Below are 26,363 nucleotides of genomic sequence, written 5' to 3'. Positions count from 1 at the left end.
ATCAACCTTTCACGATTTTTTGCATCAATATAGCAAGGCTTACTTTAACCATGTAATATGCAGATTTAAGAGGTGTGATGGAAGATTGTCCACCTTGTCGCTCTTGCATATTTACAGATATCTCATTAATGCGAAGTTTTTTCTTTTTTAAATGAATAAGGACTTCTGGCTCTGGATAATCTTTTGGATAATTGTGTGCAAAAATCTTAATTACTTCTCGATTGATAGCACGATATCCAGAAGTTGGATCCATAAATGTTTGTTTCGTTAACACTTTCAATAGGGCGGTAAAATAAAAAATACCGATTCTTCTTGAAATACTACCTTTATAAGCTGTTTTTTCTGTAAAGCGTGAACCTAGCACCATATCGCATTGGCCTTCAGCAATAGGCTGTATAATTTTGTATAAATCATCCGGATTATGTTGTCCATCAGCATCGAACTGAATTGCAATATCATATCCATTCTCATATGCGTATTTATAGCCAGTTTGTACAGCTGAACCGATGCCCAGATTATATGGTAAATTAATAAGATGAACGGGGAAATTTTTTACGATTTGAGCTGTTTTATCTTGTGAACCATCATTAATAACGCAAATGCTTAATCTTGTAAAATGTTGTTTTAGTTCTAATAATCTTGTTAATGTATCTGCAATTGCTTCTTCCTCATTATATGCTGGAATAATAATTAGCGTTTTTGGTATTGAAATTGGTACCTCGATAGACATTATCGCACCACTCCTTACATATTTAACTACATTATGGTTATTTTCAAACAACTTTACTTAATATACCATTAATAGTATAAGGAAATAAAGGAAAAACTAATGGGTGACTTTAGGAGGGGGCCACTGAATATATAGGCAAGAAATAGTATTTTTTATAATAAAAAATACATGCAAGGAAGAGCCCGTGCATGTATGATGAGAAGATTATGTTAAATATTCCAAGGCTTACTTAAAGTTAAAACTTCAGCCATCTCTTTACTTTTTAAACGTCCCTTTTTTCGATTTTCCGCGCGTTCTAAACCGGTTGTGTGTAACCAATGTTCTTCCTTAGTTTCAGGGAGTACTTGTGGTACGGACGAAGGCTTTCCATCTTTTATTGCCACAAATGTAATGAAGCAAGTAGCAGCAATTCTACGTTCGCCTGCTAATAAATTCTCTGCAATTACTTTTACGAAAACTTCCATTGAAGATTTCCCTGTATAACATACAAATGCTTCATAACAAACAGAATCTGCTTGGTGAATTGGAGTTAAAAAATCAACGGAATCGATAGATGCTGTTACGCAATGTTTGCGGCTATGTCTCGCAGCTGCAATTGAAGCAATACTATCAATTTCTGCTAATAATTTTCCCCCGAAAAGTGTTTGGTGATTATTTAAATCGTTCGGAAAAACACGTGTTGTTTTAATTGCTTTTGATTCTCGCATGAATTTCTTTTCCATATATTCAGCCCCTATAGTCTGTTTTCAATCAGAATGAAATGTGTAAGTGGAATACTCATATTAGATACTTAATGAAGTAAAGTGTATTCTAAAAGATGATTAGTTAAACTTCTGTATTTGTATTCATGTAACTGAAAGAAAATTTATTTTATCTAAAATGTAGTGTAAAAGAGGATTCGCTTACATTGCAAGTGAAAAAGTAATGACCATGTATTTGTCATAGAAATTCCCTGTTAACCTTGTGCCTATTCATGATAGAATCGTTTTGTTATGAATGGAAATAGAGGTGCAATGGACATATGAATCATATAAGAACAAATTTTTCTTCTTTCTTTAGTAAAATAATGATTGGTACGATACTCGCATTTTTTGTTTATAGTTGTTGGTCGGCTTTTGAAACAAGTAAGCAATTTTTTGGAGGAAGTACAACAAGTATTACAATCGTATTAGTGATTTTTATTATTCTTATTTTGTTAATAGCATCGATTTTGCAATATCGTTTTACAGATAAGCAATTTCTTATTTTTCTTATAAGCATATCTATAGTTGCAAGACTGATTACAGTTCTATTTGTAGACAGTCCGATGATAGGTGATATGAAAGCTATGTATGAGTCTGCAAAGCAGATTGCAATTGGCAATAATATAGAAAATATAGCACAGTTACCTTTTATTATTTATGAATCGATCATCATTCGTATATTTGGTGATACGGTATTCGCTTTACAATTATTTAATATTTTATTTTGTACAGGAACTGCATTTTTCATTTATCGCATTGCGTCAATGGTCTTTGGAGAAGAGTGTGGTCGTATTGCATCAATGTTTTACGCTTTATATATTCCAAATATATTTATGAGTTCTGTATTAACGGCGGAATCACTCGCAATATTTTTATTTTATTGTGCTTGTTACATATTTTTATATAAGGGATTAGACCATCCTTATATGTGGGTAATTTCAGCCATTTTATTTGCGCTTAGCAATATGATTTTCCCGATGGGGTTATTTTTACCTATTTTTATAGCTGCATATGTGCTGTTAATTGAAGTGTTTCAATCAGGGGCGAAACAAAAATTACTATTAAAAATGATAGGACTCCTTATTGTATTTTATAGTACTCATTTTGGTGTGAGTTATGGTATCAAGATGATGGGAATGTCACAGTATACAATTTCTAATGAGACTTATGTTCAAACTGTTTTAATTGGAAAAAGTCAAAGTGAAGAAAAAATATTCAAAAATCAAAGTGTAAAAGAGCATATTGATCAAGAGTTGAAAGAAATTGAAGAAGAAAGATTTAAACCCTTAAAACCGGTTATTAACAAATTTTCAGATGAGGGAACAAACTCTATTCTATTTAAAAGTGAAAAGCTTATATATATAGTGGTGACATTGTTTATGGCCATAGCTTTATTACATTTTCTAATCAAGAAACAACAAAATGAAGGATATATGTTGTTTGTATTATTAATTACCGGATATGTGTCGTTAAGGCTCTTCCGAGTAGATATGGCATATTATAATATTAGTATGCCAGCTTTGTTTATTTTACAAAGCTTTGGCGTTTATATGAGTTATTTTTATTGCCAAAAAATATTTTTCAGAAAATAAAAGAATCCATTTTGGATTCTTTTTTTGTAGATGGATGATAAGGATGAATGCAAAGTGGAGATTCGTCTTATCGGTTTAGTTCTAGTTGTAAATTATCCGCTGTTAAGGCCATTGTTGAGGAATCGTCTTGAATACTCTTCATTACTTGTGAGATAGTCTCTAATTCATTTTCAATTTTTTTATTTTGTTCTTTAGAGTTAGACATATCTTTTACGATTTCTTGGAAATATTGATCTGTCGCATGCATACTATCTGTCCCTTCAGATACGAGAGAGCTTATTTGTTCCACGGAAGAAGAGACGTGTATAATTTGTTCATTAGTTTTTTCAACGAGTTTTGTAACGTTGGAAATTGATTCTTTCGTTTGCTCTGATAACTTTCGGATTTCTCCCGCTACGACTGAAAAACCTTTACCAAATTCGCCAGCACGTGCAGATTCAATAGCAGCATTTAATGCTAGTAAATTTGTTTGCTCGGCGATTGATTTTACAATATCAATGATTTCGTTAATTTTGTTAGAAATATCAAGAAGCTCATGAGTATCAGTAATGATAGTTTCCATATTCGTTTGGATGCTTTCCATTCGTTTGTTTTGCAGATTTAATTGTTCTTTTCCTTTATTGGCCTTTTCTTCTGATGTCGTAGCTAATGATGTACCTGTTTTTGCAATTCCTACGATACTTTCTGATTTAGATGTTAACTGTTGAATAGAAGAGCTTGTTTTTTCAGATACTGCTGCTAGTTCTGTTGCAATATGTGTAATCGTCATAGCTGTCAGTTCTTTTTCTTTTTCATGTTCTTTTTGGATTCTTTCATATTCGGATTCATAAGCTGCAATAACGAGTTCTTGTTCTAATGTTAATAATTTATTTATTACGTTTATAGAATAAGAAAAATCGTCTATCGTTGAAATTTTCGTTTGCAAAATCTTTATGACGGAGCGGAATAATTCTTGATAAGCAGCGGTATACCATTTTCTATGTAAACCAATTTGTACGTGCCTTTTTGCAATTCTAACACGTTGTTCAATAAAATCTTCATTCATATTCCCGCTGAACAATTCTTTAATATGTGTCTTTAAAGTTTGTTTTAATTTTGGAATAGAGCTGTAGCGTTCAATAACAGCAATTAAATTAGGTTGTTTTGTGATGTTGGTGTAGAATTTTTCTGTTATCCAATCTATTTCCTCATAAATAAATGGCTGTAATACTTTAACAATTTGTAAATCTTCCTTTGAAATATGTAGCATATCCATTTGAGTTTTTAGTTCAGAATTAGCAGGCACGTTAAATATGATTTGTTGGCCTTTGCTTAATTCAATTATACTGGTGTTTGTTTTATTTTTTTTAAAAACCCCAAGCATCATTCTTCCCCCTGTTTATAAAACGTTTTCATTTTTTTATTCTAATGTAATTATATATTTTTATATACAATTACTCTATAGTATATGGAATTGTATATAAATTAAGAGAATTCTATGCAGAATTCTCTTAATGGCCTTTATTAATTTTTACATGTGTTTTAAAGAAAACTGGGAAATGTACATTATATATTACGGTGACTACACGAATAACGAATGTTATTAATAAACAAACATAGAAAGCTAAGACGTGTGCCCCCATTGCATGTGTAATTAGGAAACTAACTGCTCCTAAAATAGAAGCAATTGCATATATTTCTTTTCGGAATACATACGGGATATCTTGAGCGCAAATGTCGCGTAAAATACCGCCCCCAATACCTGTAATAACTCCCATTGAAACGACTAAAAACGAGGCGTCAACGTGATGTGACATTGCTGCATTTGCACCAATAGCTGTAAATACACCTAAACCAACAGCATCAGAAAGCATAATAACGACTTGAAGTTTATTAATGCGCTCAAAAAACATACATGTGAATAATGCTGATAGTACACTTACGAAAAAGTAAATGGGTTTTACAAATGCGACAGGAGGCAGGTTACCAATCATAATATCACGAATAATACCGCCGCCGAGCGCAGTAGCTACAGCTAAACAAAGGACACCAAATAAATCTAGATCTTTTTTCAAACCAACTAATGTACCAGAAATGGCAGCGGCGATAATGCCAAGAAACGTAAATATATCGATTAATAACATGGCTTTAATTCCTTCCTCTTAAAGATGTTCCAGAGAAAAAATATACACTAAAGTTTTGGAAATAACAATTACTTTTCGCTACATGTAGAAAAATGGATGAAATAGCTAAAGAAAGCGTTTGAAAATGCTTGATAAGTAGCGATAAAGTAAAGTGAAAAAGTGTGGGAAGATTCATTGCATAGTTTTTTTGATGTAGCTTAGTTAGAGGGATGGTACAATAGGAGAAGTCCGTTTTGTACATTTGTATAAAATGATAAAAAAATATTTCTGTACGGTCGAAAATAAGTGTATATGTGTTAGATAGTTTTTATAGGGATAGGGAAGGATAGCTAAAAGACAATGTTTTCGGTTACTAATAATGCTGGATTTGACTAGTTTCGGCATGAAAAATAGTTCTCAATTTAAATATGAGTTATGTTATAATTGCTAGGTATGTTTAAACAGTAGAAAACTATGATTAAAAGATAATGTGAAGATTTTGTATGGAGGTCTTGGAATGTTAGCAAATCAAGCTAGGGTTAGATTTGAGCATTTTTTGCTCATTTTTATTATTTTACAGCCTGTTTTAGATTTATTAACGTCTCTTAGCATTGAGTTATTAAAAGTAAATGCGACAGTTGGAATTATGGTAAGATTCCTCATTATGGCAATGGGTGGTATTTATATTTTAATTCAGGCAAAAGAAAGAGAAAATAGGAAGTTTTTGATTTATCTTGTATTACTAGGAGCTATATTAGGAATAGGATTTATTAATAATAAGTTAATCAAGAGTCCTATTGTAATCGCAGAAGAAGTTAAATTCATTGGAAAAGCATTATATATATATATTATGCTTGTTTCATACATTTTAGCTTTAAAATCACTGAAGAAGACAGTAAATATTAGCGATAAAGTTAGAAATAACATTGTGTATTCAACATTAATTATTAATGCTATTATGGTTATTTCTATTACAACTTCTACAGACTTTGGAAGTTATGAGTGGATGAAGGTTGGTTCCCGAGGATGGTTCTATGCAGGTAATGAACTAGGGTCAATCTTAGCTATTATTTTCCCTATTGTGGTATTATATTCTATTCAAAAAACAAAGAGCGTGAAGCACGTTTTATATTGGATTCCATCGCTTCTAATGATTTACTCTTTAATTCAAGTTGGTACGAAAGTAGGAATGGGCTCAATTGGTGCTACATTAGCGGCAGCAATCGGGATTATTGTACTACAATTATTATTTGATAGAAGAAATCCGAACAAAAAATCTCTTGCACTTAATGCATTAATTGCGATTGTCCTATTAGCTGGTGTAGTTGGAACATTTAAAATGACGCCATTAGCACAAAATATGGGCATTCATAATAACTATTTAGCAGAACAAAATGTAGCACAGCACGGTCAAAAAGAACAAGAAATTAAAGATAAACTGAAAAAAGAACAAGAAATTAAAGAAAAAGAAGAAAAACAACATAAAGTTGAGAAACCAGAAGAAAAGGCGAAGGTAGAAGCTGAAGTTAAGAAAGAGCTTGAGAAAGAGCAAAAGAAAGAAAATCAAGAGAATCTTATTTTCAGTGGACGTCAAGTATATGAAGAGAGACATAAGCAGTTCTTTAAAGAAGCGCCAACGTCACAAAAGTTATTAGGAATGGGTTATGCAGGTAACTATAAATATAATGAACAAAAGCAGCCAGATCCGAAGCTAATCGAAATGGACTTCCATGATTGGTTTTATGATTTCGGAATTATTGGTTTTGCGTTAATGATGATTCCATTTATTTATTACGGCGTAAGAATCCTACTAGCATTTATTACAAGATTTAAGGAAATATTTAATGTGAAATATGGAATGATTACAGCAAGCTTAGTATTAGCATTAGGTATTGCATATATTGCAGGACATATTTTGACAGCACCAGGAGTAGGGATTTACTTTGTAGTGGTGTTAGCTTATCTAATCGTAGATTTAGAAATTGAATGATAAAAATAAAAGCTAACTTTTGTTAGCTTTTATTTTTTAGTACAGTAAAATAAAGATAGATGGAAATGTAGCGAGGATTTAAAGGAGGAAAAAATATGAGGATATTGCATATGAATGCAGGAGCAGAAGATGGTGGAGGAAAAACACATATTATTTCACTGCTCGATCAATTTCCGAATGGTGAAGTAGAATTAGCAGTATTTGAAGATGGAATTGTTGCGAAAGAAGCAAGAGAGCTAGGAATAAAAGTTCATGTGTTTTCACAAAAATCTCGCTATGATTTATCCATTTTAAAGAACATAAGTGAATTCATTAATAAAGAAAAATTTGATGTAGTTCATACACACGGTCCTAGGGCGAATTTCTTTGTTTCTCTAATGAAGAAGAAATTCGCGGCAAAATGGGTTACGACAATTCATAGTGATCCATTTCAAGACTTTACTAAACAAGGCTTAAAAGGCTGGATTTTTACTAAATTAAATTTGAAAGCTTTAAAAAATATAGATTTATTTTTTGTTGTAACGAATAGGTTGAAAAAAAGCTTAGCCGCATTAGGTATTTCAAATGAAAAGATGCATGTTATCTATAACGGGATTGAATATGATCAGGAAAAAGCAGATGGCTATAATAAAAAGGAAATGTTTAATATTGATGAAGATGTGTTTACGGCAATCCAAGTAGCGCGTTTGCATCCTGTTAAAGGACATGAAGTTTTATTCGATGCGTTACAACAAACAAAATTGGAGAAAATTAAAGTGTTATTAGTTGGTGACGGGCCGTTAGAAAGAGAACTAAAGGCGTTAGCTACTGAAAAAGGGATTAATGATAAAGTTGAATTTTTAGGGCATCGTCAAGATGTGAAACAATTATTTGCTTCATCACATGTCAATTTGTTAACTTCCCATAGTGAAGGATTTCCATTAGTTTTATTAGAAGCGGCAAATCAACGTGTACCATCAATTGTGACTAGAGCTGGAGAAATCGAACCGTTAATTGCAGATGAAACTTATGGGTGGATTGTACCAACTGGTGATGGAAAAGCATTGGCATCGGCATTAGAAGAGGCGTATGATAAGTGGAAAACTGGAGAGTTATCAGTAATGGGCAAGCATATTTATGAGCATGCTACTATGAACTTCTCACTTCAAAAATTATATGAAGATACGAAAGAAACATATAAGCAATTAATAGCAAAAAACCTTTAATGATAGAGAGGATAGTTAAATATGGCAGTACAAACGGTTGATATTCTAGGTGTTCCTTTCTCAACAATGACAATGGATGAAACGGTCCAATATTTAAAGGAACAACTAGAATTGGAGCAAACTCATACTTTTCAGGTAGTAACAGCAAATCCTGAAATTGTTATGTGTGCAAAAAAGGATGAAGAGTTCCATAAAACATTACTAAATACCGATTTAATTACACCTGATGGTATTGGGGTTGTAAAAGCAAGTGGTATGCTTGGTACACCTGTAAAAGAACGTGTAGCAGGTTTTGATTTAATGTGTAATTTATTTGCGAAGTTATCAGAAGAGAATAAACCAGTATCTGTTTTCTTATTAGGTGCAAAACCACATGTTGTACAAGCCGCGGCTGATCATTTAACGAAGACATATTCGGCTGCATCTATCGTGGGGATACAAGATGGATATTTTAAACAAGAAGAAGAAGAGAATATTGTTTCACGTATTCAAGAGGCAAAACCAGATCTATTACTTGTCGCACTTGGCTTTCCAAGACAAGAAAACTTTATCCAAAACAATAAGCATCGTTTAGAAACGAAAATGGCTGTTGGAGTAGGCGGTAGTTTAGATGTGTGGGCTGGGGAGGTAAAGCGTGCGCCAAAATGGATTCAATCTATTCATTTAGAGTGGTTTTACAGATTATGTAGTAATCCAACACGTTGGCGTCGTCAGTTAGTATTAGCTGAATTTTTAAAAGAAGTAATGCGTTCAAAAAAGTAGCGGAACATCGCTACTTTTTTTTATTTATTTTTGATAAACATTTTACTTTTTGGGAATGATGAAGGGGAATTTTTTATAAGAAAGTATTTTACTTATGCAATACACACATGTAAAATGATGTGTAAAGACAGCTGTGTAAGGAGGACTTCTTGTGAGCAAGGTAAAAGAAATTTCGAAGCGAAAGCTACTTGGTATAGCAGGGCTTGGCTGGCTATTTGATGCAATGGATGTTGGAATGCTTTCATTTGTAATCGTAGCACTCCAAAAAGATTGGGGATTAAGTACTCAAGAAATGGGTTGGATAGGTAGCGTTAATTCAATTGGTATGGCAGTAGGAGCGCTCCTTTTTGGGATACTATCAGATAAAATAGGACGGAAATCGGTCTTTATTATTACATTATTACTATTTTCTATCGGTAGTGGTTTAACTGCTTTAACGACGACATTCGCGATGTTCCTCGTTTTACGCTTTTTAATTGGTATGGGACTTGGCGGGGAACTTCCAGTTGCATCTACTCTTGTATCAGAAAGTGTTGAAGCGCACGAACGTGGAAAAATAGTTGTACTATTAGAAAGCTTTTGGGCTGGTGGTTGGTTAATCGCAGCTCTTATCTCATATTTTGTTATTCCTAAATACGGTTGGGAAGTTGCTATGGTATTAAGTGCAGTTCCAGCGTTATATGCTTTATATTTAAGATGGAATTTACCCGATTCTCCAAGATTCCAAAAGGTTGCAAAAAGGCCATCTGTTATTGAAAATATAAAATCGGTTTGGTCTGGAGAATATCGTAAAGCAACAATTATGTTATGGATTCTATGGTTTTGTGTGGTCTTTTCCTATTATGGAATGTTCCTTTGGTTACCTAGTGTAATGGTACTGAAAGGCTTTAGTTTAATAAAAAGTTTTCAGTACGTGCTCATTATGACTTTAGCTCAACTTCCAGGATATTTCACAGCTGCATGGTTTATTGAACGTCTTGGTCGTAAATTTGTATTGGTTACGTATTTAATTGGTACAGCATGTAGTGCTTATGTGTTCGGAATTTCGGATTCATTAACAGCATTAATAGTGGCGGGTATGTTACTATCCTTCTTTAATTTAGGTGCTTGGGGTGCATTATACGCTTATACACCGGAACAGTATCCAACAACTATTCGCGGTACAGGTGCAGGAATGGCAGCTGCATTTGGGCGTATTGGTGGTATTCTTGGACCACTATTAGTAGGGTATTTAGTTGCTTCACAAGCTTCACTATCGCTAATATTTACGATTTTCTGTGGATCAATTTTAATTGGGGCACTTGCTGTAGTTATACTTGGTCAAGAAACGAAACAGAGGGAATTAGTATAAAGAGAAACCTTAATCAGTGGTGTTTTGTCCATCAACCACTGATTATTAGCCCACACCAATCGGGATAAAAGAAAAGGGGAACCAAAGTGGTTTCCTTTTTTCTGTTTTTTTAGATAAATAATGGTATAGTAAGAAAAAGGGAATGTTTCTTACTAAAGCGAATGTATACAACAAGACATATGGACAAAGGAATTAGGTGGCTGGATAAATGAAAATCTTACTTATCATGGAAGAAACAGAAGAGCGAAGAAAATTAGTTGAGAACTTTACTGAAAACATTCGAAATGTAGAATGTTTTGAAGCGAAAACTGGAACAGAATCTTTGCTAATAATGAAAAAACATACACCTGATTTTGTTTTTTTAAATTCGCAATTAATGGATGGTACTGGCTTTGAATATTCGAGTTTGTTACGAGAAGTGAATTGTTATACGAAATTTATTTTTATTGGTGAGGATATAGAAGAGGCAATTACAGCTTTTCGTTTCCAAGCGTTTTATTATTTATTACGACCATTTCGTGAAGAAGATTTACAATTCATTTTATATAAAATGGGAAAAGAACAAGGTGAGAAAGCAAAGAGTCATCTGCGTAAACTGCCGATAGAAGGCCATGAGGGGATTAGATATATTCTCCCGGAGGATATTGTATATATTAGTAAAAATAAGGAAAATAAAACCGTTTCAATTTATACAACGAATAATCAGTATATTTCAACATACACACTCCAGGAATTAGAAAATAAACTAAATGCATATGATTTTTTACGTGTACATAAAAGCTATTTAATTAATATGTCATATGTACAAGAACTTAAACCTTATTATAATGGCACGTATAATTTGCATTTAGACAGGTACGATGAGCAACCGATTCCAGTAAGCCGTAATTATGTAAAACGGCTTCGAAATAAAATTGAGCTATGACAAGTAATGAGAGAATTTTAACATAATAGCCTAGAAATCCTTCATGATAAGGAGGATTCAAATTAAATATTCAGAAAATTTAGTACAATCTCCTCTAAGAAGTAGTAATGGGGGGATTGTACGTGAAAACATTGAAATCAATTTTACTTTGGGGAGTTATTGCAGCGGTAGGAGCATCTGCTTTTGGTGTAATAGCTTTATCACAAGGTGAGACAATTAATGCTGTATGGCTATTAGTTGCTGCTGTATCAGTGTATGCGATTGCTTATCGCTTTTATAGTAGATTTATAGCAAGGAAAGTTTTTGGCCTAGATAGTAATAGGCAAACGCCTGCTCATACGTTAAATGATGGGAAGGATTATGTTCCAACAAATAAATGGGTTTTATTCGGACATCACTTCGCTGCGATTGCAGGGGCGGGTCCTTTAGTAGGACCAATTTTGGCGGCGCAGATGGGGTATTTACCTGGAACTATTTGGATTATCGTTGGGGTAGTTATTGCCGGAGCTGTACAAGATTTTGTAATTTTATTTGCTTCGATGAGACGTAATGGTAAATCATTAGGAGAAATGATTAAAGATGAAATTGGTCCTGTTACAGGATTAATTGCGATGATTGGTATTTTAGGTATTATGATAATTTTATTAGCAGTATTAGCTTTAGTAGTTGTGAAGGCACTTGTTGGAAGCCCATGGGGAATGTTTACAATCGCAGCAACAATTCCAATTGCTATTTTAATGGGAGTTTACATGCGTTACATTAGACCAGGACGAGTAGGGGAAGGGTCAGTAATCGGTATTGTTCTACTAGTTCTATCGCTTATTGGTGGACAGTATGTAGCAGAAAATCCAACACTTGCAAGTATGTTTACTTTTAGTGGTGAAACAATTGCTATTATGCTTATCGTATATGGATTCATTGCATCGGCATTACCAGTTTGGATGCTCCTTGCACCACGTGATTATTTAAGTACATTTTTAAAAATAGGAACGATACTTGGATTAGCAATTGGTATTTTAATTGTAGCTCCAGATTTGAAGATGCCGGCAGTATCTAAGTTTATTGATGGAACAGGCCCTGTCTTCTCCGGGAATTTATTTCCGTTCTTATTTATTACAATAGCTTGCGGTGCTGTCTCTGGATTCCACGCTCTCGTTTCATCAGGTACGACGCCGAAAATGATTGAGCAAGAAGGTCATGCACAGCCAATTGGTTATGGGGCAATGTTAATGGAATCATTTGTAGCAGCGATGGCTATGATTGCAGCTTGTGTATTAACACCAGGAACTTATTTTGCAATTAATAGTCCAGCAGCACTGATCGGAACAGATGTATCACAAGCGGCTCAAGTTATTTCTTCGTGGGGATTTGCTATTACACCGAATGAATTAAAAGAACTTGCTGTTAATGTCGGAGAACAGACCATTTTATCACGTACAGGTGGCGCACCAACATTAGCAATTGGTATGGCACATATATTTTCACAAGTAATAGGTGGAACGGCGATGATGGCATTTTGGTACCATTTTGCGATTCTTTTTGAAGCACTATTTATTTTAACAACGATTGATGCTGGAACACGCGTAGGACGATTTATGATTCAAGATATTTTAGGGCATGTGTACAAGCCGTTTGCGAAAACAGATTCCACAATAGCGAATGTGGTTGCTACAACGTTATGCGTATTAGGCTGGGGGTACTTCTTATATCAAGGGGTGGTTGACCCTCTCGGTGGAATTAATACGCTATGGCCACTTTTCGGTATTGCAAATCAAATGTTAGCGGGGATTGCACTATTAATTGGAACGACAATTTTATTCAAAATGGGGAAAAAGGCATACGTTTGGGTAACGCTTATTCCGACTATAGGATTACTTATTGTAACGATGACAGCTGGTTATCAAAAGTTATTTCATGAAAATCCTAAAATAGGATTTCTATCACATGCGAAAGTATTTCAGGGAGCATTAGATGATGGTAAGGTATTAGCTCCAGCTAAAAATGTTGCGCAAATGAAACAAATTATTTTTAATGACTATATTGATGCAGCACTTTGTGGAATTTTTATGATAGTTGTAATTGCTGTATTAATTTCTGCACTTCGAATTTGGATTCAAGTATTAAGAAATAAGCCAATGCCGTTAAAAGAGGCACCATATATTCCAAAAGATGAAAGTGAGTCGAGGAACTATGCTTAAAAATTTACGGAACGTATGGGGAAAGAGAAAGCAATTTATTAGTTTACTTGTCGGAGTTCCAAGTTATGAAACGTATGTAAATCACATGAAATTACATCATCCAGAAGAGAAAATTTTATGTCAAAAGCAATTTTTTGCTGAGGCACAAGAAGCTAGATTTAATGCAAAAGGCGGAAAGATATCGCGATGTTGTTAATGGAGGAGACGAAATTTCGTCTCCTTTTTTATTTTGCTGTTCCACGTGGAACAATATAATAAAAAAGTTTGGGAATTATAGGGATTTCGTAATACAATAACATATAGAAAGGGATAGATGGAAAAGAAAAAGTAGGGAGATTATTTTATGTTTAGAGATCTATTTGTAAATATGACAATCATTCTGTCCTTTATCTTTGTAGGTGCTCAGCTTTTAAGAGATAAGCCATTAAAAGAAGGATTCTCTTTTTGGCAGAAATGTTTGGTCGGTATTTTAACTGGAATATTAAGTATATTATTGATGCATTTTGGTGTGCATATTGAAGATATTATGTTGGATTTACGTTATTTAGCTGTTGTTTTGGCGATTATAATCGGTGGCCCGATAGCTAGTAGTATAACAGTTATGATCACTTTAATAACACGGGTATTTTTTACTGAATATTCTTTAGCCTCTGAATTGGCCTGCTATACTATCGTGGCAATAGGGATTGGCATTACTCTCATTTGGCGGATGAAGATTTCTATATTTACAAAATGGATATGGTTTAATGTGTACAGTTTGTCTATTTTAATACTACCACTTTATATTTTATTTAAGGATATATATGTAGTGGTATTATATTTAATTTGTTGTATTGTAGCGGCATACATCACATTTGTAAGTGCAAGTTACGTATTGCAATCCAATGAATTATTTCAAACGATGAAGCATTATGCAACGATAGATGCATTAACGAATCTAGGAAATGTAAGACAGTTTGATTTCGAGATGAATCGTCATATTGGTAGCAAGCATATGAAAAATGATTCACTTTGTTTATTACTTATAGATATTGATCACTTTAAGTATGTAAATGATACGTACGGTCATCCTGCTGGAGATGAAGTGTTAAAACAACTAGGGCGTATTTTGTTAGAAAATGCACCATTCCCAAATTTAGTCTTTCGAAAGGGTGGCGAAGAGTTTGCTCTGTTGTTACCGAAAAAAAGGGTAGCATTTGGAACTCGTATAGGGGAACAAATTCGACTAGCAGTTGAAAAGCATTCATTTCAACTGCAAAATGGGGAAAAAATTAAAATTACAGTTTCTCTTGGGCTTTCAGAATATAAAAAATCACCTGAGCAATTTATTCAATCAGCGGATGATGCGTTATATTATTCAAAAAGAAATGGTAGAAACAAGGTTAGTTCAGCATCATAGGAATTTGGGGAGTACTTTAAAACATTTCTGTAAAGTAATTAAAACCCACAGAACAATAAATGTTCTGTGGGTTTTAATCTATTTTTAAATTTATTAATAAAAAGCTTTGTGTTAGACAAGTTCTTTCGGTGCAACGAATTTACGGTATGCACCGTGATGTGTTGGTCCTACATATTCGTTAATCTTAAATGAATGACGAATTGCAGCTGTGATGAATTCTTTCGCAGTTTTTACTGCTTCTTTCACCGTTTTTCCTTTTGCAAGTTCTGCTGTAATTGCAGCAGAATATGTACAACCTGCACCGTGTGTATTTGTCGTATCAATCTTTTCTGATTCTAGAAGATCGAATGTTTCGCCGTCATATAACACATCAATAGCAGTTTCTGTGCCTAGTTTGCTACCACCTTTAATCAGTACGTATTTAGCACCTAAAGCATGGATTTTTTTTGCAGCTTCTTTCATGTCCTCAAGAGAATTAATTTTCACACCACTTAATTGATATGCTTCAAATAAGTTTGGCGTTACGACTAATGCCTTTGGAACAAGAACGTCACGTAAGCAGTCATTTGTTTCAGGATGTAACGCTTCATCCGCTCCTTTACATACCATAACAGGATCAACTACTACATTTTCGAAATTGTGCTTTTCAATTGTTTCCGCAACCATTTCGATAATTTCTACTGATCCAAGCATACCCGTTTTTAAAGCATCTACGCCAACGCCTTCAATTGTCGTTTCTAATTGTGGTTTTAATGTAGAAGCTGGGATTGGGAATACGTTATGTGCCCAACCGTTATGTGGATCCATTGTTACGATTGTCGTAAGAGATGTCATTCCGTATACACCAAGTTCTTGGAATGTTTTTAAATCTGCTTGTATACCAGCACCGCCACTTGTGTCAGAACCAGCGATAGTAAGTGCCTTATTCAATGTCATTATGAAAGCCCCCTCAAGTGATATAATGAAAACTATGTTTTCACCATTATATCAATGTTACGAATAAGTACAAAGTGAAAAGTAGATGATTTATGTTAAGTACTATTTAAAATCTTGTATGTAGGAGACGAATTATGTTTCAAGAGAATCGTACAAATGAATTAGTTATATTAAAAGAGATTGCAGAAACGTTAAATACCTCAAATGATACATATCACGTACTTCAAGCTGTGCTGGAAAAGCTGTTGAATGTAACTGGTTTAACGACAGGATGGATTTTCCTTGCGGATGAAAATGGTAGATATACAAAATTAATTGATTACCAATTACCAGAGGGATTGAAATTCGAAAATAAACGACCGATGTGTGAGGGGAATTGCTGGTGCTTACACCGTTTTGTGGAAGGAAAACTAGAGCGAGCAGTTAATATTATTGAATGTAAGAGAATTAATAATGCGATTGAATACAACTGGGGAGATACAGAAGGGATTGTACATCATGCGACAGTACCGCTAAAAGCGGGAGAAGATGAATTTGGCGTGTTAAATGTAGCTAGCCCAGGTAAAACGCATTTTTCGGAAGAAGAATTAGTACTATTACAATCAGTTGCCTTTCAAATTGGAACGGCATTAAAGCGTACAAAACTGTATGAAAATGAAAAGAGAAGAGCTCATTATTATGTAAAGTTAGAACGCTTTATTCAAGCTTTAAGGACAATTCATAAATTTAATGCATTACCAGAAGAGATTGTAATGCAAATAGGGAGCTTATTTCTATGGGAGCAAGTTGTATTCTTTATTAGAGAAGAAAATGAACTAGCTGTGAGAGCTTCTTATAAGAAAGGTGAACTACAAGATGATTTGAGGGCAGCAGCACAGGAAGCGTTGGAAAAAGAAGAATCTGTTTTGTTGAAGCGTCAGGTTGGTAATATAGAGCATCCCAATAGGGCAGTTATCGCTATTCCGATACATATTCAAGATCATATATTTGGAGTATTAAGTGTAAGTTCTAATAATGGAGAATTTGATATAAATACGATAGATGTAGTACAAGCGTTAGCAAATCATATTTCATTAATGATAGAGAACTTAAGATTAAATGAAAAACGCCGCGAACTTGTACGAATGGAAGAGCGTAATCGTTTAGCTAGAGATTTACATGATTCTGTTTCACAAAAGTTGTTTTCATTAACGTTTATGACGAAAGGCGCTGAAGCTGTCTTAAAGGGTCAAAATGAAAAGGTAGATCAGTCTTTGTATGAGATGCGTGAATTAGCACAAGGTGCCTTAAAAGAAATGAGGACATTAATTTGGCAGCTCCGTCCGGCTGGATTAGAGAAAGGGTTATTACCAGCTTTAAAGCAATATGGTGAAAGTTTAGGATTGAAAATTCGGGAACAAGTTACAGGTGTACGTGATTTGCCGCGTGTAGTAGAAGAAGCGCTATGGCGAATTGGACAAGAAGCTTTAAATAACGTAAGTAAGCATGCGAATGTAAGAGAAGCGACGATTTATTTCAAAGTGACGGAGAAAAATGTATCATTAGAAATAGTCGATCAAGGAAATGGGTTTGTAGAAAAGGATATAAAAGAGAAGAAATCACTCGGTATGACTACGATGCGTGAAAGAGTAGAATTAGTTGGTGGAACAATTAAAATTGTAAGTAGTAAGAAACGAACGAGTATAAAAGTAAATGTACCATTATGATGTGAAAATGAGGGAAGTTTGTGAAAATAAAAGTATTGTTAGTTGATGATCATACAGTTGTTTTAAAAGGATTAGCATTTTTTCTAAGCACACAGGAAGATTTTGAATTAGTTGGTGAAGCAAATAATGGGAAAGAGGCGCTAGTGAAAGTAGGCGAAACAAGTCCAGATGTCGTATTAATGGATTTATATATGCCTGAGATGGATGGAATTGAGGCAACAGCTTGTATTAAAAAAGAATATCCAAACGTGAAAGTAATTGTATTGACTAGTTTCTCTGATCAAGCTCATGTATTGCCGGCACTAAAAGCTGGGGCGAGCGGTTATATTTTAAAAGATATCGAACCAGATCAGCTTGTTGAAGCTATTCGAAGCGCGTATAAAGGTAATATTCAATTACATCCAGATATAGCAAATGCCCTTCTTTCTCAAACATTACCACAGGAAGAGAAAGAAGAAGAACCTTCCGTTCAAGTGGATGTATTAACAGCGAGAGAAAATGAAGTATTGCAGTTATTGGCGAAAGGGATGAGTAATAAAGAAATTGCTTCTGTTTTAGTTATTACAGAAAAAACGGTAAAAGCTCATATGAGTAGTATTTTGAGTAAGTTACATTTATCCGATCGCACACAAGCAGCATTATATGCAGTGAAAAATGGAATCGTATAAGACAAAAGTCGTAAGACCTAGTTCGCCTTTAGAAGGTGGACTTTTTTTATGGAAAAATACGTCTATGTGAGGACGTAATTGTTTTGATATAAAGATAAAATGTATTTGTAAGCAACAATAATTATAAGGGAGTACCCTTTTTCGTAAGTGATATATAACAACATAAGAGTGAGTAGTAGGAGGAAAAACAATGGCAACAGTTTTATTTGTAAAAGCAAACAACCGCCCAGCGGAACAAGCAGTTAGTGTGAAATTATACGAGGCATTTTTAGCAAACTATAAAGAAGCGCATCCAAATGATACAGTGGTAGAACTTGATTTATATAAAGAAGAATTACCATATGTAGGCGTAGATATGATTAATGGTACATTCAAAGCAGGTAGAGGATTTGATTTAACAGAAGAAGAAGCAAAAGTCGTAGCAGTTGCTGATAAGTATTTAAATCAATTCTTAGAGGCTGATAAAGTAGTTTTCGGTTTCCCGTTATGGAACTTAACGATTCCGGCCGTATTACACACGTATATTGATTATTTAAACCGTGCTGGTAAAACGTTTAAATATACACCAGAAGGTCCAGTTGGGCTTATTGGAGATAAGAAGATTGCGTTATTAAATGCACGCGGTGGCGTATATTCTGAAGGACCAGCAGCTGATATGGAAATGGCTGTAAAATATGTAGCGAGCATGATGGGCTTCTTCGGCGCAACAAATATGGAAACGGTAGTTATTGAAGGACATAACCAATTCCCAGATAAAGCAGAAGAGATCATTGCAGCAGGTCTTGAAGAAGCGGCTAAAGTAGCAAGTAAATTTTAATTTAAATTATAATCGCCACTCAAAAAACAGCATTAACTTTTATGTTAATGCTGTTTTTTATATTTTTAGCTCGTCAGCAAGTTTTTCTAATTGATTTCGATCTTGTATATAATATGTTCGTCCTTCCTTTTTTAAGTAGTTTTGCTGGCAAAACTGGTTTAATACATATAAAAGGTGACGGTAGCTGACATTTAAGTATTCCGAAGCCTCAGTATGTTTTTCTGTATAACTGTTATTTTGTTCTGTTAATAGAATAAAAGCCGCTAATTGATTTTCGAACGGATAACTATTGTTTTTGGCGTAACTTTCTGTTCGGGTAATTGTTTTTTCGCCGATAAATTTGCATAGTTTCTGTAGAAAGGTAGCATCTTGCAATAAAAGATGCTGACAATCTTTAAGAGGAAGCGCTAGGCAAATACAATCTTCAATCACCTCAACCGCTTTCGTAACAGATTCTACGCCAATTAATCCTAATTCCCCAATGAATGAAGGTGCTTGAATAAAATTAATTAAAGAAACTTTCCCATTTTTATGGCTCATATATATTTTGGCTTTCCCGGAAATTAAGTAATAGAGATAAGGGAGGTCGATTCCCTCCTTACATATCCTTTCTTTCTTTTGAAAAGAATGTAGTTCAGCATACGGTAAGACATCAAAAGAAAAAAGAGTATGGAAGTTATAAGTTTGCATGTAATGAGAGATTTCTTCGCTATTTTTACTGACTTTCATGTTTTCACCTCATGTTTAGTATGAGATATCTCCTATTATTTTTACAAGGAAGAATGATACGATTTATGTAAATTTGTTTTTGTAGAAAAGAGAGTGTGAGGGGTTTATGAAAAAATATAAAACATTGCTATTTGATGTAGATGATACATTGTTAGATTTTCAGAAGGCAGAGAAAGTGGCGTTACGTATGCTCTTTGAAGAGAAAGGGATTCCTTTAACTAGCGAGGTTGAAGCGCAGTATAAAAAAATTAATAAAAGCCTTTGGGATGCTTTTGAAGAAGGTGAAATAAACCGTGATGAAGTCGTAAATACACGATTTTCGATTTTGTTTAAAGAGTACGGGGAAGAAGTAGATGGGATATTATTCGAAAATAATTATCGTATCTACTTAGAAGAAGGAAACCAACTCATGCAAGGTGCATTTGAATTTATAAATCAAATCCAAAGTGAGTATGATTTATATATAGTGACAAACGGTATTTCTAAGACGCAAGATAAACGTTTACGTAATGCAGGATTACATTCATTGTTTAAAGATATTTTTGTTTCTGAAGATACGGGATTCCAAAAGCCGATGAAAGAGTATTTTGATTATGTTTTTGAAAGGATTCCTAATTTCGCTTTTGAAGAAGGGCTCATTATTGGGGATTCGTTAAGTGCTGATATTAAAGGTGGATATGTAGCGGGAATTGATACTTGTTGGTTTAATTCAGAAAAGAAACCAAATAATAGCGAGATTGTGCCAACATATGAAGTGCATAGTTTTGAAGAGTTATACGCGCTATTAAAGCAGCATGTGTAATAAAGTGAAACTTTAATCAGTGTGGGTTTTGGCCATCGCCCACTGATTATTAGCCTTCACCAATCGGGCAGTTATCTCCCACCCAACTCCCTCGCACTCGCCGGATTTTGAGGTGGGAGTCTTACTGCTCACAAATAGCGGGATAAAAACAGGCAGTGGAACTTTTGTCCCTACTGCCTGTATGTATTAGTTTGTAGCTTCATTGTTTTTAGGAAGCGGAAATGCATTCCCAATCGCTGCTGCCCCGAGCATCGGTAATAATAAATTGAGCGGGAAAAACATGAGTAATAGTAATGTTATAGCTATTGGTTTTCTTAATGCATAGCTTGAAATAGCTGTCGTGACGATGGCTACAGAAGCTATTGGATCTATAGGGATAATAGAAGCTATAGCATATCCGATACTTGATCCAGCAAATATAATTGGGAAAATATGTCCGCCGCGCCAACCCGTATTTAAACAAACGGCAGTAATACATAATTTTAAAACCCCGGAAAGAAGTAGTACCGAGAAGGATAATTGGCTCCATTCAACGACTAAATCTTTTAATTGATGTTCCCCTGAAAATAACGTGTACGGGAGAAAAGTTCCTGTGATCCCCAATAAAATACCGCCTATAATTCCAAGTGATACCTTGTATTCCTTGAAGGGGTGGATTAATTTCTCTAATGTGAATTCTAATTTGAAATAAAAGAAACCAACTATAGCACCAATGCTAGCAAGTGGTAGAAAGGCGATCCATTCATTAAGAGCAAGAGACCCTTCCCCAAAATCAACAATAAAGGATCCACGATTATCGAGTTTACTAAGCAATAAGTAAACGGAAAAACCGGCAAAAGTGGTAGCTAAATATACAATTGCTTTTTTTCCTTTCGAAAATTCATTAATTTGTTCACCCTCATTTTCATTCGGAGCTAAATAACCGAATAATGGTGCATTAAAAATAACACTTAAAGTGGCACCAATTCCAACCTCTGTTAGTTCATTCATTCCCTTTAAAGCAAATTTAAAGCGATCTCCTACCCATGTACAAAGTCCACCGATAATTCCAACAAGTGCAGCTTCTGGTCCTAAACTTGCTCCAAATATTAAAACGATAATCGCAGTTAAAGTAGCTTTATGTACAAAACGGTATTCAATTCTACCTGTTTTTTTATATTCAGCCATCACTTCGGGCATAAGACGTGGATATGTACCGAAGTATTTTTGTGTTAAACCAACGAGGATACCACCGATGATTGTTACACAAATGGTGTAATAAGGGGGAGAAGAGAAAAGAGTAGGTAAGTATCCCCAAATAAAGTGAATTCCGATATTTATTGTGACTAAAAATGACCAGACCGTGACTCCGACTATAGAGCCTAAAAGAATGCCATATAGGACGAGTATATGGTGCATGTCCTTTTTATTTGTCATGTTGTACCTCCGTTATGTAAATTTTCATGTAGAAAGGATTAAATATGCTAGTGTGAATTGAATATATATATAGTATCTTTTTGAGGGGGTGGCTTATTCAATATATTGGGATCTCATGAAAATTTGAAACCAACGCGGTTAAACCACTTATTTAATTCTATATATGGATTGGAGTTTTTAAAAGGTCTTTTTCAAATGAATATGGAATATATTTCTTTTATTGTTTGTGTTAAATTCCTTGCATTTAATTTAGAACATTCAGAAAAACTATTTGACATCAGGAAATTATTGCTATAAAATCAACGGTAATTGCATAGTCTTATCAAGAAAAGGTGGAGGGACAGGCCCGATGAAACCTTGGCAACAGCCGTATAACGGAATTGTGCCAAATCCTGCAGGTAATAATCCTGAGAGATAAGAAAGATCCTTTAGAGCGTGTTTTCAAACTGCTCCTTTCTTGTTTTCAGGAAAGGGGCAGTTTTTTATTTTGCATAAAGTGAAACTTTAATCAGTGGGGGTTTTGTCCCTCCCCCGCGGATTATTAGCCCACACCAATCAGGTAGTTATCTCCCGCCTAACTTCCTCGCATTCGCCGAATTTTGAGGTGGGAGTCTTACTGACCGCAAATAGCGGGATAAAAGAAAGGAGAATGAGAGATGGGAGAATCATGGGGGAAAGGAACGATTTGTGTGCAAGGCGGCTATACGCCAAAAAATGGTGAGCCGCGTGTTTTGCCGCTTTATCAAAGTACAACGTATAAATACGATACTTCAGATGATTTAGCAGCACTATTTAATTTAGAGGCAGAAGGATATATATATACGCGTATTGGAAATCCTACTCTAGCTGCATTCGAGCAGAAGTTATCGGATTTAGAAGGCGGTGTAGGGGCTGTTGCAACAGCTTCTGGGCAGGCAGCTATTATGCTTGCGGTTTTAAATATTTGCAGTAGTGGAGACCATTTACTTTGTTCTTCAACTGTTTACGGAGGAACGTTTAATTTATTTGGAGTGAGTTTGCGTAAGCTTGGCATCGATGTTACGTTCTTTAATCCTAATTTAACGGCAGATGAGATTGTGGCACTTGCCAATGATAAGACAAAACTCGTTTATGCAGAGTCGTTAGGAAATCCAGCAATGAACGTTTTGAATTTCAAAGAACTTTCAGCAGCAGCAAAAGAATTAGAAGTACCTTTTATCGTTGATAATACATTAGCGACGCCTTATTTATGCCAGGCGTTTGAACATGGGGCAAATATCATTGTCCATTCTACAACGAAATATATTGATGGCCATGCAAGTTCTCTAGGCGGCATTGTAATAGACGGAGGGAACTTCGATTGGACAAATGGAAAATACCCTGAGCTTGTCGAACCTGATCCGAGTTATCACGGCGTAAGCTATGTTCAAAATTTTGGAGCAGCAGCGTATATTGTGAAAGCGCGTGTTCAATTATTAAGAGACTACGGAAACTGTATGAGCCCATTCAATGCATATATTAGCAACATTGGCCTGGAAACATTGCATTTACGAATGGAGCGTCATAGTGAAAATGCTCTCGAAGTTGCTAAGTGGCTTGCTAATCATGAGCGTATTGAATGGGTGAATTATCCGGGGTTAGATAGTAATGAAAATTACTCGTTAGCACAAAAATATTTGAAAAAAGGTGCTAGTGGAGTTTTAACTTTCGGTATTAAAGGCGGATTAGAAGCAGCAAAAGAATTTATCGCAAATGTAAAACTTGCAACTCTTGTAACGCATGTAGCTGACGCAAGAACTTGTGTAATACATCCTGCTAGTACGACGCACAGACAATTAAGCGCAGAAAATCAGCGTTTAGCTGGCGTTACATCTGATTTAATCCGTTTATCGGTCGGTATAGAAGATGTTTCTGATATTATTGCCGATTTAAAAGCGGCGCTAGTCGGAGGCAAACAACATGCCGATCATAATTGATAAAGATTTACCAGCTCGCAAAGTATTGCAGAAGGAAAATATTTTTGTAATGACGAAGGAGCGAGCAGTAACACAAGATATACGTGCTTTGAAAATTGCTATATTAAATTTAATGCCTACAAAGCAAGAAACAGAGGCGCAATTACTTCGTTTAATTGGAAATACGCCGTTGCAATTAGATGTACATTTACTTCATATGGAATCGCATCTGTCTCGCAATGTAGCGCAGGACCATTTAACGAGCTTCTATAAAACATTTCGTGATATTGAGGATGAAAAATTTGATGGACTCATTATTACAGGAGCACCAGTTGAAACTCTTTCTTTTGAAGAGGTAGATTATTGGGAAGAGCTTGGACGTATTATGGAGTATTCAAAAACGAATGTAACATCTACGCTTCATATTTGCTGGGGGGCACAAGCAGGTTTGTATTATCACTATGGTGTGCCGAAGTATCCTCTTGCGGAAAAAATGTTTGGTGTATTTGAACATGAGGTTCGCGAGCAACATGTGAAATTGTTACAAGGGTTTGATGAAGTGTTTTTTGCTCCGCATTCTCGTCATACAGAAGTAAGAGAGAGTGATATTGAAAAGGTGAAAGAATTAACGTTATTAGCCAATTCTGAAGAAGCAGGTGTTCATCTTGCTATTGGGCAAGATGGAAGGCAAGTTTTCGCACTCGGACATAGTGAATACAGTTGTGATACGTTAAAGCAAGAATACGAACGGGACTGCCAAAAAGGGTTAAATATTGATGTGCCAAAAAATTATTTTAAACATAATAATCCAAATGAGAAGCCACTTGTTAGGTGGAGGAGTCACGGGAATTTATTATTCTCTAATTGGTTGAATTATTACGTGTATCAAGAAACCCCTTATGTATTGTAAATGATTGTGTAACACGTGGTAGCGTTTTCCTTGTAAAGATTAGCCTTTATTTTTCCGAATGTTCTAAATTCATTGTTTTTCAGATTTTTCATCTATATAATTCATCTAAACACAATTTTTGAGGGGTGGACAGTATTATGAAAGAAATTCAAGTGGGGTTATTAGGTCTTGGGACAGTTGGTAGTGGTGTAGTTCGTATTATTACAGATCATCAAGAACGACTTATACACCAAGTAGGTTGTCCAGTGAAAGTAACGAAAGTATTGGTGCAAAATATTGAGAAAGAGAGAGAGGTCGACGTGCTTTCTACTCTATTAACACAAGATGTGAATGAAATTTTAGATAATCCTAATATTGATGTTGTCATCGAAGTGATGGGTGGCATTGATGATGCAAAAGCATATATTTTACAAGCTTTACAAAGTGGGAAGCACGTTGTGACTGCAAATAAAGATTTAATGGCGTTACACGGAGCGGAATTATTAGCGGTAGCAAAGGATAATAAGGCTGATCTATTTTATGAAGCAAGTGTAGCGGGAGGAATTCCGATTTTACGAAGCATCGTAGAAGGACTTTCTTCAGATCTTATTACGAAAGTAATGGGAATTGTAAATGGAACGACAAATTTTATTTTGACGAAAATGTCAGACGAAGGGAGAGCATATAACGACGTGTTAAAAGAAGCTCAGCAGCTTGGATTTGCAGAAGCAGATCCAACATCAGACGTAGAAGGTTTAGATGCAGCAAGAAAAATGACGATTTTGGCTACTCTCGGTTTCTCTACAAATGTAGAGCTTGGAGATGTGAAGGTAAAAGGGATTACTTCTATTACAGCAGAAGATATTGAATATAGTAAGAGCTTAGGCTATACAATTAAATTAATTGGTCTTGCAAAGAGAGATGGTGAAAAATTAGAGGTTACAGTTGAACCAACGTTACTTCCAAATGCACATCCTCTTGCGGCAGTACAAAATGAATATAATGCTGTGTATGTGTATGGTGAAGCGGTAGGAGAAACGATGTTTTATGGTCCGGGAGCAGGAAGCTTACCGACAGCGACAGCTGTTGTGTCAGATCTAGTTGCTGTAATGCAAAATATTAGGTTAGGTGTAAACGGAAATAGTGCTGTAGTCCCGCAATATCAAAAGGTACTAAAAGAGCCAGATGAAATTATTGTGAAAAAGTTTTTAAGACTTCATGTGAAAGACGAAATTGGTGTATTTGCAAAAATTACATCATTGTTCTCTGAACGCGGTGTTAGTTTTGAAAAAATCATTCAAATGCCACTTGAAGAGAAAGGGAAAGCAGAAATCGTAATTGTAACGCATCGTGCTTCTCTTGCGGATTATGAGTACATTCTACATACATTGCAATCGTATGAAGAAATAGATTGTGTGAAAGCAAATTATCGAATTGAAGGAAATGCTAAGTAGTATCACTTCTAATAA

Annotated in this window: 23 protein-coding genes, 1 pseudogene and 1 riboswitch; of the genes and pseudogenes, 16 read left to right on the top strand and 8 right to left on the bottom strand. The window is 34.9% G+C overall.

The window, feature by feature from the left end:
• Position 1 precedes the first annotated feature (1 nt).
• Positions 2 to 730: a glycosyltransferase family 2 protein gene (locus ABH960_RS02585; protein WP_113936141.1), complete on the bottom strand. Its 729-nt coding sequence runs from the start codon at positions 728 to 730 to the stop codon at positions 2 to 4.
• A 209-nt stretch (positions 731 to 939) separates the two neighbouring features.
• Positions 940 to 1,452, bottom strand: a complete 513-nt coding sequence (locus ABH960_RS02580) for an acyl-CoA thioesterase (RefSeq protein ID WP_002144630.1) — start codon at positions 1,450 to 1,452, stop codon at positions 940 to 942.
• Between the two features lie 299 nt (positions 1,453 to 1,751).
• Between ABH960_RS02580 and ABH960_RS02575 the strand changes: the two genes are divergently transcribed.
• Positions 1,752 to 3,065 (top strand): ArnT family glycosyltransferase, encoded by a 1,314-nt coding sequence (locus tag ABH960_RS02575; RefSeq protein ID WP_219300759.1) that lies wholly within the window; start codon positions 1,752 to 1,754, stop codon positions 3,063 to 3,065.
• A gap of 67 nt (positions 3,066 to 3,132) precedes the next feature.
• On the opposite strand, the gene ABH960_RS02570 is transcribed toward ABH960_RS02575, so the two are convergent.
• The 3 genes and pseudogenes from ABH960_RS02570 to ABH960_RS02560 all read right to left on the bottom strand — a co-directional run bounded on the left by ABH960_RS02570 (position 3,133) and on the right by ABH960_RS02560 (position 5,188).
• Positions 3,133 to 3,939 carry a methyl-accepting chemotaxis protein gene (locus tag ABH960_RS02570; RefSeq protein WP_404442634.1) on the bottom strand — a complete coding sequence of 269 codons (807 nt, stop codon included), beginning with the start codon at positions 3,937 to 3,939 and terminating at the stop codon, positions 3,133 to 3,135.
• Positions 3,934 to 4,314: pseudogene (locus ABH960_RS02565) on the bottom strand (protoglobin family protein); the annotation flags it as partial. The gene ABH960_RS02570 and the pseudogene ABH960_RS02565, both read right to left, overlap by 6 nt.
• A gap of 241 nt (positions 4,315 to 4,555) precedes the next feature.
• Positions 4,556 to 5,188, bottom strand: a complete 633-nt coding sequence (locus tag ABH960_RS02560) for a trimeric intracellular cation channel family protein (protein ID WP_404442487.1) — start codon at positions 5,186 to 5,188, stop codon at positions 4,556 to 4,558.
• Positions 5,189 to 5,684: 496 nt separating this feature from the next.
• Between ABH960_RS02560 and ABH960_RS02555 the strand changes: the two genes are divergently transcribed.
• The 8 genes from ABH960_RS02555 (at position 5,685) to ABH960_RS02520 (ending at position 14,997) form a co-directional block, all read left to right on the top strand.
• Entirely contained in the window at positions 5,685 to 7,157 is a 1,473-nt protein-coding gene (locus ABH960_RS02555) for an O-antigen ligase family protein (protein WP_404442484.1), read from the top strand.
• A gap of 95 nt (positions 7,158 to 7,252) precedes the next feature.
• Positions 7,253 to 8,362 (top strand): glycosyltransferase family 4 protein, encoded by a 1,110-nt coding sequence (locus ABH960_RS02550; protein WP_088033868.1) that lies wholly within the window; start codon positions 7,253 to 7,255, stop codon positions 8,360 to 8,362.
• Positions 8,363 to 8,383: 21 nt separating this feature from the next.
• The gene (locus ABH960_RS02545; protein WP_002016406.1) at positions 8,384 to 9,124 is read left to right on the top strand and encodes a WecB/TagA/CpsF family glycosyltransferase; all 741 of its coding nucleotides are present in this window, start codon (positions 8,384 to 8,386) and stop codon (positions 9,122 to 9,124) included.
• A gap of 151 nt (positions 9,125 to 9,275) precedes the next feature.
• A complete protein-coding gene (locus tag ABH960_RS02540; RefSeq protein WP_404442480.1) occupies positions 9,276 to 10,475 on the top strand; it encodes an MFS transporter in 1,200 nt (399 codons plus the stop codon).
• Between the two features lie 208 nt (positions 10,476 to 10,683).
• Positions 10,684 to 11,400: a LytR/AlgR family response regulator transcription factor gene (locus tag ABH960_RS02535; protein WP_002089871.1), complete on the top strand. Its 717-nt coding sequence runs from the start codon at positions 10,684 to 10,686 to the stop codon at positions 11,398 to 11,400.
• 122 nt (positions 11,401 to 11,522) lie between these two features.
• Positions 11,523 to 13,598 (top strand): carbon starvation protein CstA, encoded by a 2,076-nt coding sequence (cstA, locus tag ABH960_RS02530; RefSeq protein WP_404442477.1) that lies wholly within the window; start codon positions 11,523 to 11,525, stop codon positions 13,596 to 13,598.
• Complete coding sequence (locus ABH960_RS02525; RefSeq protein WP_002184484.1) at positions 13,591 to 13,794, top strand: YbdD/YjiX family protein; 204 nt, start codon at positions 13,591 to 13,593, stop codon at positions 13,792 to 13,794. The genes cstA and ABH960_RS02525 overlap by 8 nt, the downstream gene beginning before the upstream one ends.
• 147 nt (positions 13,795 to 13,941) lie before the next feature.
• Entirely contained in the window at positions 13,942 to 14,997 is a 1,056-nt protein-coding gene (locus ABH960_RS02520) for a diguanylate cyclase (RefSeq protein WP_404442473.1), read from the top strand.
• A gap of 111 nt (positions 14,998 to 15,108) precedes the next feature.
• On the opposite strand, the gene pdxK is transcribed toward ABH960_RS02520, so the two are convergent.
• Complete coding sequence (gene pdxK / locus ABH960_RS02515) at positions 15,109 to 15,933, bottom strand: pyridoxine/pyridoxal/pyridoxamine kinase (protein WP_002016397.1); 825 nt, start codon at positions 15,931 to 15,933, stop codon at positions 15,109 to 15,111.
• 134 nt (positions 15,934 to 16,067) lie between these two features.
• Here pdxK and ABH960_RS02510 point away from each other — a divergent pair, with 134 nt between their 5' ends.
• The 3 genes from ABH960_RS02510 to ABH960_RS02500 all read left to right on the top strand — a co-directional run bounded on the left by ABH960_RS02510 (position 16,068) and on the right by ABH960_RS02500 (position 19,124).
• On the top strand, positions 16,068 to 17,639 hold the full coding sequence (locus tag ABH960_RS02510) for a GAF domain-containing sensor histidine kinase (RefSeq protein ID WP_113936147.1): 1,572 nt from the start codon (positions 16,068 to 16,070) through the stop codon (positions 17,637 to 17,639).
• 20 nt (positions 17,640 to 17,659) lie between these two features.
• Positions 17,660 to 18,307, top strand: coding sequence for a response regulator (locus ABH960_RS02505; RefSeq protein WP_002016393.1), 648 nt, complete (start codon positions 17,660 to 17,662; stop codon positions 18,305 to 18,307).
• A gap of 190 nt (positions 18,308 to 18,497) precedes the next feature.
• Positions 18,498 to 19,124: an FMN-dependent NADH-azoreductase gene (locus ABH960_RS02500; RefSeq protein ID WP_404442468.1), complete on the top strand. Its 627-nt coding sequence runs from the start codon at positions 18,498 to 18,500 to the stop codon at positions 19,122 to 19,124.
• 57 nt (positions 19,125 to 19,181) lie between these two features.
• Here the strand turns inward: ABH960_RS02500 and ABH960_RS02495 are convergent, their stop codons facing one another.
• Positions 19,182 to 19,853, bottom strand: coding sequence for a transcriptional regulator YeiL (locus ABH960_RS02495; RefSeq protein ID WP_404442465.1), 672 nt, complete (start codon positions 19,851 to 19,853; stop codon positions 19,182 to 19,184).
• Positions 19,854 to 19,959: 106 nt separating this feature from the next.
• Here ABH960_RS02495 and ABH960_RS02490 point away from each other — a divergent pair, with 106 nt between their 5' ends.
• Entirely contained in the window at positions 19,960 to 20,655 is a 696-nt protein-coding gene (locus ABH960_RS02490) for a YjjG family noncanonical pyrimidine nucleotidase (RefSeq protein WP_404442462.1), read from the top strand.
• Positions 20,656 to 20,841: 186 nt separating this feature from the next.
• On the opposite strand, the gene ABH960_RS02485 is transcribed toward ABH960_RS02490, so the two are convergent.
• Entirely contained in the window at positions 20,842 to 22,071 is a 1,230-nt protein-coding gene (locus ABH960_RS02485) for a chloride channel protein (RefSeq protein ID WP_404442459.1), read from the bottom strand.
• 316 nt (positions 22,072 to 22,387) lie between these two features.
• Positions 22,388 to 22,492: riboswitch (SAM riboswitch) on the top strand.
• A gap of 235 nt (positions 22,493 to 22,727) precedes the next feature.
• Between ABH960_RS02485 and ABH960_RS02480 the strand changes: the two genes are divergently transcribed.
• The 3 genes from ABH960_RS02480 (at position 22,728) to ABH960_RS02470 (ending at position 26,348) form a co-directional block, all read left to right on the top strand.
• Entirely contained in the window at positions 22,728 to 24,026 is a 1,299-nt protein-coding gene (locus ABH960_RS02480) for a bifunctional O-acetylhomoserine aminocarboxypropyltransferase/cysteine synthase (protein WP_113936152.1), read from the top strand.
• Positions 24,010 to 24,915 carry a homoserine O-acetyltransferase MetA gene (gene metA, locus ABH960_RS02475; protein WP_113936153.1) on the top strand — a complete coding sequence of 302 codons (906 nt, stop codon included), beginning with the start codon at positions 24,010 to 24,012 and terminating at the stop codon, positions 24,913 to 24,915. Before ABH960_RS02480 ends, metA begins: the two co-directional genes overlap by 17 nt.
• Before the next feature lie 137 nt (positions 24,916 to 25,052).
• On the top strand, positions 25,053 to 26,348 hold the full coding sequence (locus ABH960_RS02470; protein WP_404442455.1) for a homoserine dehydrogenase: 1,296 nt from the start codon (positions 25,053 to 25,055) through the stop codon (positions 26,346 to 26,348).
• The last annotated feature ends 15 nt before the right edge of the window (positions 26,349 to 26,363 follow it).

This window comes from Bacillus sp. RC252 (assembly GCF_044909215.1).
GTDB lineage: Bacteria > Bacillota > Bacilli > Bacillales > Bacillaceae_G > Bacillus_A > Bacillus_A mycoides.
Note: the sequence above shows the minus strand (reverse complement) of the source record. Positions and strands in the feature narration are given on the sequence as shown.